This window comes from Planctobacterium sp. R6 (assembly GCF_055755215.1).
This window is the reverse complement of record NZ_JBVTQY010000026.1, coordinates 1-13,112: the sequence shown is the minus strand read 5'-3', so window position 1 is coordinate 13,112 and position 13,112 is coordinate 1. Positions and strand designations below refer to the sequence as shown.

Here is a 13,112-nt window from a genome sequence, read left to right as displayed (position 1 = left end):
ATACAGGTCGCTGAATTAATCTATTGAGTTTTCAGCGACCCATTTTTATTTATTGCTTTGTTCTTCTAAATCCAGAATGTACGCCGCACCTGATTCATTGCCTTGATCATCGCGAAAAGGCGCAGCAACTATCGCGGCTTGTTCAGAAAAAGCGAGATTCCAGCCAAATTTATCCTCAGGCTTGCCCTGCCCTGCGACAAATTTCGATGCAAAAACCCATTCTTCAGACTGTTTTTTATACAGGTACACCGCACCCGAGTTGCTGCCCCCGGCATCATGATGCATCGCGCTGATCAGCGCTGTATCTTTATGTAATGCCACACCTCGAGCAAATCGATCATCGGCTTTACCATCCGGGGCCACTAACTTTTGGGTTTGAACCCACTGGTGTTCTGTGCGTTCAAAAATATAAGCAGAACCGGCATCCTCACCAACACCATCAATATCATCTCTGCGGGCTGAAATTAATGCTGTATCACCAGACAAGGCCACTCGCACTCCAAAGATATCGGTGTCGGCACCATCGTCCGCAGTAAGTTTGGCTTGTTGACGCCACTTTTCTCCTTCGTAGACATAAACATAAACAGCCCCTGCATTGTCAGCCTTTTCGTCATTTAAATCTGCGCCCACCAGGATCGTATCACCGTCAATCGCGACGCTGATACCAAATAAATCACCGGCAGCTCCATCGTTTGCCGTTAGCCGGGTCTGAAACTGCCACACATTGTTTTCTCTGGTGTAAACATAAGCGGAACCTGTGTCTTTATCAGGCGCATCACTGCGAGGCGCACCGATAACCAGAAACGTCTCAGTCAGAGCAATACTTTGCCCGAAAGCATCCCCGGCTTTGCCATCTGCAGCCATTAACCACTGCGTTTGTGACCAGGAACCGGCTATGCGTTCAAATGCCAACACGGCACCCGCATTTTCTGCCTTTTTATCGTGTCCAATTACGCCTAATAAGGCAAAGTTGTTTTTTAACGCCACATTGCCGCCAAGCGTATCTTCAGCAAATGCCGGCTCAGCTATTAATTTTGCCTGTTGTTGCCAGCCCTCAACTCCCAATATATAAACGTAAGCGGCTCCTGCATCCTGATTAGAGTTAACATCCGCTTTAAAGGCGCCCACTAATGCCGTGGAACCGTCTATCGCGACACTGTAGCCAAAATGGTCTTGTGTTTCGCCATCCTCGGCTAACAATTGATGCTGCTGAGCCATGATTTGACTGCCAATAAATAAGGAAAAAAAAGCTAAACGCGTGACGACAGAAGCAGACTTCATCGAACCTTCCCGGAGAGTGAAAAAATAGTACATCTCTCACAGCAGCGAGTGCATAGCAAGATACAATAGATAAAGCGCTGATATCGCAGGATAAAAGGTCAGATTTGCTGGAAAAGTAGCAGTTTGCTTTTCAACGACTCTGACCCCTTGAAATTTTCAGTTTTCCTCATTACCCGGGATGTTTACTGAGGCTATTTCACCGCAACCTGGCCATTTGGTTCTTCGCTTAAAACCCAAATTGCTTAAATCCATCTTTAATGGTTTGTCCTCTGGGTGTTAAAGGACCATCTTCAGTGCCATCTGTGGTATTACCGTGAAACTTTTGTCCGTACGAGCGATTTTCAGATGCATCCCGGTGTCTAAGATTAGCATTGCTACCATTAATAACACTATGAAAGCCCATTATGACACTGGCTCGTTGTTGATCGTTCATCGTACTGTTCAGCCCTTTAATAGCCAGATCCATGCGCTTCTGGTGAGTCCTGGATAAGGGTTCTTTGCGACCAACATTTAACATTGATCGCAAACCCTGCTGTTCGCTGGAAGTCAGGCTCGTTGCCGTAGCAATGCGCTGCATAATTACTTGTGAATCCGCGAGCGACGCCTTGTGAGACAAGTCCTTACTTCCGGTTTTTCCGCTCTTAACGATCTTTTTCAGCTCAGCGCGATGCCGGATATTGTCTGCCTGCGTTTCTGAAAATTTTGACTGTGTACTTTGCCGCCCGAACTCCCTTAATTGAAACTTCGCGGCTTGTCTGTGAATATTTTTGGTAAAATGCCGTTTCCCGGCGTAATGCAGCGCTCTTTTAGTCTGGTTGGCGCCACCAGTTGTACTTTTTGTCATTGCCTTTACCCACCACGCAAAAATCCATTGATATTGAATTAAACTCACCACAAGGTAAAAAATAGATGCTTACCGATAACAGGTAAAGAAATTTACACATTAATCATCAAAATAATGAACACAGGGTATTGCCCTGCCTGCTGTTGGAAACCAACATTTGCCAACCGGATACTCATTAACTGGCAATGAAAAAGGTAAAACAAGCTAAACGCGTGACAACAGCACTGACTCCGTGAGTTTTTTCCTACTTCAATCTCAACCAGGTACTCGCTAGTTTCCGCTTACATTAATGATGCCATCAATCAATATACTGAGCATTGCACTCTGTTGTTCGCCAGCCTGATCGGCGTCTACTGACCAGTCACTGTTGGTGATCAATACCATATCTGAAGCCGGATGCGTCAGGATAAACTGCCCACCCCATCCCCATGCAAGCTCATAATCAGCATCGGATTCAGCCAGTACAGAACTGGTTCCCAGCCAATTCAGATAGCCATAACCTCGATACTCAAGCGCGCTGTAAGTTCCGGAAAGCGCCACATGTTCCTGTTTCATCTCTGTCACCCAGAGTTCCGGCACAACTTGTGTTACAGAGCCATCAGTACCGGTGTAGCTGCCGTTGTTTTGTATTAACAACCCCAGCTTTGCCTGATCAATGGGCCGCAATTCCAACCCTGCTCCACCGTTATAACGACTGTCTGCCAAAATTTCCCAACGAATGGAATTGATCCCCATGGGCGCAAACAAACGCTCTATGGCAAAGTCACGTAAAGTGCTTTCAGTGACCTTACTCACTATCGCTCCCAATAGATGGACGGCAGCCGAGTTATAGGTAAAGGTTTCGCCAGGCGTAATGGTTAACTGTCGTGACAACAAAAACTCTACAGGTTCCTCAGATTGCGCCCATTCGATATACAATGTCGCGCCCGACTCATCCCATTCAAAACCGCTGGTCATGGTCAGTAGTTGCGCCACGGTCACTGATTCCACGTCGACATCACCAAAACGGTATTCATCCAGGAAAAACTCACCAAGGGTGGAATCCAGACTTAACAGCCCATCGTCAATGGCAATACCGGTTAACAATGCAACCACAGTTTTAGTTACGGAGCGAACATGTTGTAATTGCTGCGCGGTGTAGCCATTAAAATACTGTTCAGCGAGCAACCTGCCCTGTTTTAACACCAATAAACTGCGAGCACCTGATTGCGACTCAGCCTGAGTGTACGCAGCGGCAATCACATTTTCATCCACGCCGGCATCAGCCAGACTCGCAACTTCAATTTCCGAAGATTGCGGCAAGTAAGCAGGGCTTGTGTCAATCGGGACATTGGGCGTTGCATTGGGTGAAGAACTGCCACCACCGCAGGCAACCAAAGTCAAACACAATAAAGAGCTAAGTAATAAACGCATAGTCTGAATCCAGGTAATTTTATTCATCTTAAACTGAAAAGTAGCCAAATTGCCAATCCACTATTGATACACAAATCTTTACCTTGAATTTACCCGGTGAGGAATAGGCTGTTTACATAATTTCAATAGCAAACCAAGGTAAAATTATGCGTTTAGGAATCGCCGCGCTCGCCATCACCGCTACAACATTTATTAGCGGTTGTGATAATTCAGGATCCAAAACCAGGGTCATCCCTACTCCACCAGTTTCCGTTGATTCTATCAACGCCAAATATCAGGGCGTTTGGACTGCACCCGGCTATGCACATACAATGGTTGTCGGAAAACATCGCGTCGACTTTTACCAACACACCAGTAGTTATTGCCTGCATACTGATGAATTAAATGACATTACTACAGAAGATATAGAGAATGTTGTAAGGGAAACCGAAAGTAACAACCAGTTAGAATGGTATTTATCTTATGGAACAGCGTCCTTTTCTGCGCTGGGGATACAGTATGAGCGTCGTGCGGCGCTACCACAGACCTGTGAAGACAATCCCATTTCGCTGATTGAGGATAGTGAAAGTCCACTTGATACACTCGAACTGTGGGATTTCTATGGCCAAATATTTGCAGAGTATTATGTTGACTTCGGACTAAAAAATATCGACTGGCAACAACTGTATTATGATGCCAGCATTAAACTAAATACAGGCTCAACAGCCGACGATCTGTTTCTCGCCATGGCCCAGACCCTTGTACCTCTGGCTGACACTCACAACTATATTCAGACTCCACAGGGTTGGTTCGCAAAAACCCTCACCAAGCCAACTCTCTCTCAACGATTAGTTGAAGAGTTTGCTTTTAAGAATGACCTTCCATTCCCAATCCCACTAGAAATCGTCACTGAAACTATAGCCAGTGATCTTCACAATTATGTGACAGCCAATCTGCAATACCAATGGAGGTTAGTGGCTGATTACGCCCAGCAATCAACAGACATTAAAACAGCGGCAAATGACTTGATCCGCTGGTTTGAACGAGAAGATATTGGATACTTGTATCTGGGTGGTATGCTTGGCTATGCGGATGCTGAACAATTAGAAGGAATAGCATACGCAGAAAAAACACTTGACGTTTTAAATGCAGCTCTTGATGCAGCTTTAAATGATCTTCGCAATGTTAATGGGCTAATTATTGACGTGCGGACCAATGACGGTGGTCATGACTATGTTAGTCTTGCCATAGCCAGCCGATTCACAGAGTATGAGACCCATGTATATAGTAAGCAGGCCAGAAACGGCAACAGCCGAACACCATTGCAAGAGGTTTTTTTAGCGCCGTATAACGGCCTTAGATATTCGGGTCCCATAACTCTGCTTACCAGTACCAGTACCATATCTGCGGCAGAAACCTTTGCACTGATAATGTCTCAGTTTAGCAATGTAACGCTTATAGGCGAACCCAGTCAGGGAGTGTTTTCAGATGTAATGGAATGGACACTTCCAAACGGCTTCAACATTGGCCTCTCCAATGAATTCTATCTCACTCCAAACGGTGAATGGTATGAGGGCCAGGGCGTGCCTGTAGACGTTGCAGTCCCATTTTACACGCTTCAGCAACGCGAAGCAGAGATTGATTTAGGCATAGAAACCGCATTTACACTACTCACTGAGTAGTTCTCGAAGGCTGACAAAGCCACTCAACAAGGGTCAAAAATTGGTTTATTACAGGTGAATATATGATGCGAATAGTATTAACGGGGTTATATTTGATTCTTTTGACGATGATCGCGACAATTCACCTGTTACATAAACTCGAAACCGACACAGGCGGTATTATCAGTCGCTATGCACCGCTCTTGTTGGTAACCGTGATTACTTTTGGGATATGCGGCTATATATTTCACAAAGCCATTTTTAAACCACCGTTCTGGGAGGCCCTTTTAGGGCTTCTTTCAATGCTGAGTATGACCTGTATTGGAACATTAGTTTATTTTACATGGGCAAACATTTCCCTGCTATCAGCTACAGGAGTTTGGGCATCCGTAATATTGTTTTTGTTGTTTCCGGCAAAAATAATTTTGTACTTATATTTGTATCGCAGTCCGGCAATTTGGCGTGTCCACTCTTAAATCCGTGGTCTAAAATTCCAATAAAAACCTTTTTGCTCATGCCCCTTTACCTTAAATTTACCTTACTTCGATTATCGTAGTTTACGAATTTTATTTACGGAAAACTATGATGAATATTATCAAAACGAACTTTAAAACTAAATTTAGCCCGCTCGCTTTCGTTATTTTCGGGAGTGTTTTTAATCCCCAGGCACAGGCCTCCGAATTCAATTTTATACAGCTACACGGAATGCAAGCCACTTATGGTGATATACCGGGCTTTGACCTGCGTGGAGCTGAAATAAGGGGAGGCTTTGGATGGAACCAATTCTTCACCGAGTTTCGTTATCGCAGTCTGGATGATCGCTCAGGCGACAGAAAACTCGAAGACGAACGCTGGAACATTAGTGTGGGCTATGCCTGGCCACTCAGTGCAAACTTAAGTGTGGATTTACGAGCAAACTATGGTTCAATTAAATTAGAGGGACATGGTCCTGATGAATATTTCATATCCAAACCTAAATACGAAGGCTTGAGTTCCTATCTACACTATTCCTACTCTGACAACATTAGTTTATACGGCGGTCTTGAATGGCAAAACTTACCTGAAAATGCCGATCAAAAGGCATATCACCTCGGCGCAATGTATCAGTTCGAAGTAATTACATTGGGTGCTGAGTACACTAAATATTCAGACACTGATGCAATTAGTCTTTTCGCCCGCTATCAATTTTAAGCGGAATTTGGTCTGCTTTTTAAGCCTGGAAAAGCAGACCTGCTCTCATTAACGACAGTAAAGCTTCGAAAAACAACAGGTGAGTGTTAGGCTTAGGGCCTGGTAGCCCAATAAAGTGTAATACATTACTTGTCTTCTCCAAAATTATCTAATGTCTTACCCGCACAGACCTTTAAAATAGCCGGTTTTTCCGCGCTTGGTTGTGCGGCCTGTTTTATTGTCGGGTTCGTAATGATCTTTTGGATCGAACCTGGAATACACCTCAACCCAACCCAAAGGTTTAACTTTATTCTGAGTAATGGGGTATTTTTCCAATTCTGGTATTTAATTATTTTTGTGCTGTTTAGCGTCTGTCTTTTAATGCTGGTTCGAGGCCTCAGAGCCTGGATGGAATCCCATCAAAGTTTGAGCTACCAACTCTCAATGGTGTTTGGTTTTATCTGGGTGTCATATACCTTTTGCTGTGGATTAATCGCCGTGTTTACGATTGAATATTTGCTTTCTCTTCCTACAGAACAACAATCCCCCGTCTGGTATGTTATTTATGCTATTCAAATAGGCATGGGCGATGGTGTGGAATGGGTTGGTGGCGTTTGGCTTGCGACTTCCAGTTGGCACTTGCTAAAAAGCCAGAAAAGTCCCGTCACTTTGCATAAGTTCGGGCTTTTGGTGGGTGTTATTGGCTGTTTGACATTGTTCCCGCCACTTGCTGAAGCTGGTGCTATATTCGGACTATCTCAAATCATCTGGTTTTGCTGGATCGCGAGCGTGATGTTTAAAATGTCAAAACAAAAAATTAGTTGAATGATGACACCAACACGCGATAAAAGGTCTCGTCATGTTCCACCAATATTCGCCACTCCATGACATGGGCCATTCGGGTCACCAGATACTGCCCATGGCCAAGACCTTGATATGTTCCTGACTTTTCAGTTCCAAAAGGGTTCTCAAAAACTACCTTGCCATCCAAATGATAGACTCTCATTTTTCTGCCATTACCGTGATAAAAACCGTTGTTAATGAGATTTTGGCAAAGCAGGCTAATTAAATTGTGATTGCCATAAACCATAGTTTCGCTTTCAATATCAAGTTCTATATCAAACGGTTGCTCGGGATGAGCAAGGTGAACCGAAAGTGCAACACGCTCTAATATAGGTAACAAACGGATACTATCGAACACAAGGTTCTCTTTTCGCGCCAATGCTAACAGTACTTCGATAGTTGCCTGCAAAGTAGTTGTCGCTTGTTCGAGCAATTGTCGGTCTTCTGTTTTCAGTTTGTCAGACGAGTTCAAATCCAGAGTGTTTCGAATCAGCGCCACAGGTGTGCGCAATTCATGGCTCACATCGCTTGCAAAATCATGCTCTCGCCGCCATGCCTGTTGTAGTTCGCCATAGGTATCTTCAAATGCTTTCGCCAGCTGACCAATCTCATCGTTACGGGATGCTTCCTTCATATCACAAGCCCGATCGCGGCGTTGCTGAACCACGTCCTGAGTCAAATTACGAATAGGAAGTGACAATTTTGATGCGATAAACCAGGTGCTTAAAACTGATAAAATAATAACACCCGTTGAGATACTCCCAAGGAAAACCCCGAAAACAGATGAAAACGCGAATAAAGGAATCCTCTTTTCAATATTAACCAATAACCAAAAATCTCCACTTTGAGTGGGTATTTTTGTTGCGTATCCTTTGTGATTCCCAATGTTAACTCTGTACAAGGTTTCGTTGTGTACTGATGGCTCAAATTGCTCGAGTAAAGACAAGGACGTGTCATCTATGACTAGCACATCTTGAGAAGTCAAGACCGATAAACTTTGTGCAACAAGTTGTTTTGGAGCATAATTTTCAAGTTCTTTTGCGATTACAATATCGCCAATAATATCCTGTGTCACCTCTACAAATAGAAACGTTAAACGAAAATAGAACAAACTGATCACCAACACCAACCCGCCGAAACCAAAAAACAGCTGAGCGCGAATGCCTTTAATCATTTTCACCGAGACCAACCAGTCGATACCCAATATTACTGATGGTCTGTAATTCCGGAGGCTGCTCCCCCTGCTTCTGACGGCCCTGTTCCAAGGCCTTTCGAACATTATATATATGTGCTTTTAGAGAATTACTTTCAGGGGGAGCATTACCCCAAACTTCGTCGATAAGATCGCTCCTGGTCACAGGATAAGGATGTGCTTGTACCAGTTGTTTCAGGATTTTGAACCCCGTTTTCGTAACGTTCAACGGAATACTATCCCAGCTAACCGTTACTGCCCGTGTGTCCAGCGTGAGCTTACCCCTCATGATGTGGGTATTGGTATGCAGTTGATGTCGTCGTCCCAAGGCTTCACAACGCATTGCCAACTCCCGTAAATCACAGGGTTTGGTTAAATAATCATCTGTACCTTTTAAAAAACCTTTAGCTTTGTCACTAAAAGCGTCTCTGGCTGTCAGCATCAGGACAGGAGTGATCCGCGTCTGCTGGCTCTTAATGTGTTCACAAACTTGTAAGCCGTCAAGGTCAGGTAAATTGAGGTCAAGCACAATAACATCAAAACGATGAGCAAGCGCAAGAGCTATTCCTTGCTCTCCTGTTTCAGCATAATCCACTTGCCATCCTTTGCTTTCTATTAGTTGGCAAATTTGTTTAGCTAAAGCCAAATTATCCTCAATCAATAATATGGAAAGTGCTTGCCCTGTCATATTTTACCTTTCTTGTTTAAATCCATTTTGCCATCATTCTTTTTACTACAAACAAAAGTCTGAAAAGATGAAGCAGGCAAAAACTAAAGCTTTGCCAAAACTTGTTGAATGAGTATTTCTGTTTTTTCGTCACAAGCAGTGTATCCATGACAGTTTGAAAACAAGGTAACTGTAATATCATCGTCTACGAAATAAAGATTTCTTGTTTCATAACCGACTTCGGCACCGCCATGATGGTAAACCTGCTGTCCCAGAATGTTATCTTCAAACAACCCCAATCCAAAATCAAATCCGTAATTAGTCTCTACCATACTGGCTTCGCCAATTAGTAACTCACGTATTTCCTCGGTTATGACAGTATCATCCGTCATGATTTCACGTAGTAGTTTACTTAAGTCGCTTGCAGTAGTGACAAGTGGTGCGTCTGCAACACCAACACTTTCAAAGAACGGCTTAGTGTTTTCCATTTGGCCATCTTCCAGAATATAGCCCGAAATGGATGTACCCAACTCATTTTCAATGCCACCATAATAGGTATCATTCAGGCCGAGAGGAATAAGTACTCGATTGCGAAGTTCTACAGAGTGATGTTCGCCGAGTATTTCATCTAATATTAACCCTGCCAATAAATAACCGGAATTGGAGTACTGCACCCCTGTGCCAGGCTCAAAATACGCAGGCTTATTGTAAATAAACTCCAGCGCATTGATATCAGTTTTCAACTGCCCTACTGTTTCAATGCCGTAAGCGAACCACTCTCCGGCAGTATCAGAATCAAGGTAATCATGCACGCCCGCAGTGTGGTTGAGCAATTGACGAATGGTCATCTGGTCACTGTATTGAATATTACTTAAAATACTGGCTGGCAGGTACTCTGATATCAGGTCATCAATATTGAGTAACCCCTCTTCGTGTAACATAGCGACTAGTAACGCTGTGGCTTTTTTGCCCGCGCTACCTACCGGCATTTGATGGTATATCTGCATGGGTGACTGAGTCTCGATATCAGAAAGCCCTGCAGCTCCGGTAAAATCAATTTCCGGGCCTTCGACATGCAATAGAACACCGGGAACGTCTTCACCCACCGTATTATCCAGTAACACCTGCAGGCTTTCAGCCAACGTCGGTGGATCTGGTTGAGGTTGAGGTTGAGGTTGAGGTTGAGGTTCAGTTTGAGTGGAATTACTACTGGAGCCACACCCCCCCAGAATACAAAAACTCATAGCCAATAGCCCTGTTAATGCGATATTCCTTAATTTCATAATGATTTTCTCTTTTCAGATTAATGTCTTCTGGGCATTACAGTTGGACACTGAATGACCAATTCAAGACATCAATGTAATAAATGGAAGGTAAAAAAAGGGTAAAGATATAAGGTTTATTAAAGAGTCAATAACGGGTCCTACAGATTTATCAAATGTAGGCTCTGTGGAGCTTGAGAATAGCCGATAACATCTGGAAGATAAGTTCTGTCACCATTACCGATACAGAATATGCAGTTGCGTAATAACCCCGGATCAGCAAGTTTATTTTACCATTAAAAATGAGTCTGATTTGCGCGGTTCGCAAACTCAGACACGGCGGACTTAAATAACATTAAAATGGGCGTCATCTTTAGATTTCCTTGTCTTATCTCGCGAATGGGTCAGATTTATTCGTACTTCGAACACAACAGCGGTGGGATCTTTCACTAGATAAAAATGGGTGTCATCTTTAGATTCTTTAGGTTTCGTCAACGCGACAACATAACCCGCTATTCCAGCCCCGACTTTTTGACCATTCAACAAATGAAGTTCAAAAACCTTATATAACTTTTTCAATTTACGAAATCGCTTACAGACTTTAAATTTTATATCTATTATCTTCTTGACCTTTATACAAAAGGATTTTTTGAATGATGCAACATAGTCCCATAATTGTTTATCTGGCAATTTCATTATTTACGGCAGTTTTAGCAAAATATTGGGGTAAGAATCCATACATTTGGTTCCTTTTGAGTACAATGTTTACTCCGGTTCTTTCGTTTTTCTCGCTGCTCATTCTGCACAGAAATAGATATATGTGTAATCACTGCCTTGGAGTTGTCGATGCAAATGTTACGAGATGCAGGCATTGTGGGGGCGAGATAAGCAATGATTCACTGGTAGAAAAAAGCTGGAGTAACTCCAAATTTTCTTACATTACCGCTTTTTTAATCATGATTTCGATTTTCCCACTGACTCATTTGTATACTCAAATAAAGTACGAAGACCGCATATCAGAAAGTACTATCAGATATAACCCCAATAACTATGATAAAAGCTATAATATAGACACATCAAATCATAAATGCAGTATCTTAAGTTACGACTTTAAAAAGAACTGGGAGTCGGTTTACGATAAATATGACAATCCCGGTCCCATATATAGGTCAAATTGTAAAAGAGTTGGTGATTTTTATTATGGATATATTTATCCAAGGAACTCGCCTAGTGTAAGAACATACTGGATTGAGTTAAAAGAAGAAGATGTGTTGGGTAGAAAAACCGATATTTATAGACCTTAGCATATCGGAATCGTGCGAGCGCAGGGACGTTTGTTCAGACTGGATAGGTTACTGCTAATAATACTGTCATTTTGTGCGGTAAAACACTCGTACAAAATTAAAGCGACGATATTTGGCAAGTGCTATAGGGGTTTTGCGCCAATATCAATGCAGTAAAATTAATTTTCGGCATAATGAATGAAGGAATACTTATGAAAGATATAAACCCTCCACCAAAATCATCAACAACTGCTGGAAAAGGAAAACTTATCCAAGATGTGAAAGCTGGAAAATCGCTCAACTTTAATAAAACAGGTATGATGGGTTTTTTAAAAAGTTTAAACCCGTTACAGTTTGCATCTGAAACAATAGCTCAAATAACACATTTTAAAATACAAATTAAGAATCTTGAAACAGAGCAGGTTCGAATTCAAGAAGAGGCCAAAATTCGCCACAAACAGATTGATTCAGCTCTTAAAGCTGGACTGCAACTACTTGAAGAAAGAAGAAGAGCCTTAGAAATGGCTCTCGAAGTTGTAGCTAAAGACCTAGAAAATACCCATCTGGAAAAGCAAGATATTTTGGAATGTATAAGTAACCTTGTGAAAAACATTTCTGACACTAATTTATCAGTAGAAGAAAAGCAAATGTCAAATGCTCTTCTTCCTGATCTTACTGGGCTTTTAAAAACACTTGGTGAGCAAAGTACTGTAAAATTAGATTTGATAGCCCAGAATACTCAAAAAGCATTAGAAGCAATGCCAAATAGTGATCGTATACTGACATTTAGTGAGGATTAATAAATGCTTCCAGTATTAGCAGGTGTTGCACTGTTAGGTGCAGGTATTTGGATTTACAATGAGCTTCAAGAACACTCTGCTGCTGAAAGGGAAAGGTGGAGGTCAAAACGAGAAGAAGTTGAAAGGAGTATAGAATGGCACGAGGAACAGATCGAAAATCACCTTAATGAAGCTCGTCTATCATATGATTTTAAAGTCCTTATAGATATGCACTATTCCTGTGTAAAAGTAGCAGACCAAGCTTACTCATTACTAAAAGATGCTAGAATATCTTTAGATAAAATTGGTGAAGCTATTCTAAAAACAAAAGAGCAAAGAGAAATTCTTTTTAAAAGAAAAAAAGAAGCTACCAACCCATCAGAAAAAAATGAAATTCAAGAGGAAATAACCAGCATCCAGAATCTTCGAGCTTCACTTTTCGATGACAAAGACGAGATAAAAAAGCAAAGGGACACATTTCAAGCTAGGGTCAAAGATCTCAATAGCAAAACTCACACGTTAAAAATTAGTATCAAAGAGAGAACCGGCACTAGAGGGATTGAGTGGTATGAAAGGCTTGAAGCAAGAAAGTCTGGTCGGCGCGCATAACCGCAACTGCACTCAGAAATTTTACTCGTTCCGCTCGCAATATTCGTTAAACATAATTTGTAGAAGTCGGCATCTGATCTGACGAATACCAGTTTTTGGTTAGGTGTCTCGTCAGATTAGTTTGCGCTC

At 42.4% G+C, this 13,112-nt stretch carries 12 protein-coding genes; 6 read left to right on the top strand and 6 right to left on the bottom strand.

Going from position 1 to position 13,112, the window contains the following annotated elements; genetic code table 11:
* Positions 1–45: 45 nt before the first annotated feature.
* From AC0J20_RS15555 to AC0J20_RS15545, 3 genes are all read right to left on the bottom strand, one after another.
* Entirely contained in the window at positions 46–1,281 is a 1,236-nt protein-coding gene (locus tag AC0J20_RS15555) for an FG-GAP repeat protein (protein WP_473022407.1), read from the bottom strand.
* A gap of 226 nt (positions 1,282–1,507) precedes the next feature.
* Positions 1,508–2,125 (bottom strand): hypothetical protein, encoded by a 618-nt coding sequence (locus AC0J20_RS15550; protein WP_473022406.1) that lies wholly within the window; start codon positions 2,123–2,125, stop codon positions 1,508–1,510.
* Positions 2,126–2,395: 270 nt separating this feature from the next.
* Positions 2,396–3,538 carry a serine hydrolase domain-containing protein gene (locus AC0J20_RS15545; RefSeq protein ID WP_473022404.1) on the bottom strand — a complete coding sequence of 381 codons (1,143 nt, stop codon included), beginning with the start codon at positions 3,536–3,538 and terminating at the stop codon, positions 2,396–2,398.
* A gap of 146 nt (positions 3,539–3,684) precedes the next feature.
* Here AC0J20_RS15545 and AC0J20_RS15540 point away from each other — a divergent pair, with 146 nt between their 5' ends.
* The 4 genes from AC0J20_RS15540 to AC0J20_RS15525 all read left to right on the top strand — a co-directional run bounded on the left by AC0J20_RS15540 (position 3,685) and on the right by AC0J20_RS15525 (position 7,173).
* Positions 3,685–5,199, top strand: a complete 1,515-nt coding sequence (locus AC0J20_RS15540) for a S41 family peptidase (RefSeq protein WP_473022403.1) — start codon at positions 3,685–3,687, stop codon at positions 5,197–5,199.
* Positions 5,200–5,261: 62 nt separating this feature from the next.
* Positions 5,262–5,654 carry a hypothetical protein gene (locus tag AC0J20_RS15535; RefSeq protein WP_473022401.1) on the top strand — a complete coding sequence of 131 codons (393 nt, stop codon included), beginning with the start codon at positions 5,262–5,264 and terminating at the stop codon, positions 5,652–5,654.
* 109 nt (positions 5,655–5,763) lie between these two features.
* Positions 5,764–6,369, top strand: a complete 606-nt coding sequence (locus AC0J20_RS15530; protein WP_473022400.1) for a hypothetical protein — start codon at positions 5,764–5,766, stop codon at positions 6,367–6,369.
* Between the two features lie 129 nt (positions 6,370–6,498).
* On the top strand, positions 6,499–7,173 hold the full coding sequence (locus AC0J20_RS15525) for a hypothetical protein (RefSeq protein WP_473022398.1): 675 nt from the start codon (positions 6,499–6,501) through the stop codon (positions 7,171–7,173).
* Here the strand turns inward: AC0J20_RS15525 and AC0J20_RS15520 are convergent.
* From AC0J20_RS15520 to AC0J20_RS15510, 3 genes are all read right to left on the bottom strand, one after another.
* Entirely contained in the window at positions 7,166–8,365 is a 1,200-nt protein-coding gene (locus tag AC0J20_RS15520; protein WP_473022396.1) for a sensor histidine kinase, read from the bottom strand. The genes AC0J20_RS15525 and AC0J20_RS15520 overlap by 8 nt on opposite strands.
* The gene (locus AC0J20_RS15515) at positions 8,358–9,071 is read right to left on the bottom strand and encodes a response regulator transcription factor (RefSeq protein ID WP_229529184.1); all 714 of its coding nucleotides are present in this window, start codon (positions 9,069–9,071) and stop codon (positions 8,358–8,360) included. The genes AC0J20_RS15520 and AC0J20_RS15515 overlap by 8 nt, the downstream gene beginning before the upstream one ends.
* Positions 9,072–9,154: 83 nt before the next feature.
* Positions 9,155–10,333, bottom strand: a complete 1,179-nt coding sequence (locus tag AC0J20_RS15510) for a serine hydrolase domain-containing protein (protein WP_473022394.1) — start codon at positions 10,331–10,333, stop codon at positions 9,155–9,157.
* Positions 10,334–11,807: 1,474 nt separating this feature from the next.
* Here AC0J20_RS15510 and AC0J20_RS15505 point away from each other — a divergent pair.
* Together AC0J20_RS15505 and AC0J20_RS15500 are read left to right on the top strand one after the other, a co-directional pair.
* Positions 11,808–12,395 (top strand): hypothetical protein, encoded by a 588-nt coding sequence (locus AC0J20_RS15505; RefSeq protein ID WP_473022393.1) that lies wholly within the window; start codon positions 11,808–11,810, stop codon positions 12,393–12,395.
* Positions 12,396–12,398: 3 nt separating this feature from the next.
* Positions 12,399–12,983, top strand: coding sequence for a hypothetical protein (locus AC0J20_RS15500; protein WP_473022392.1), 585 nt, complete (start codon positions 12,399–12,401; stop codon positions 12,981–12,983).
* Positions 12,984–13,112 lie beyond the last annotated feature (129 nt).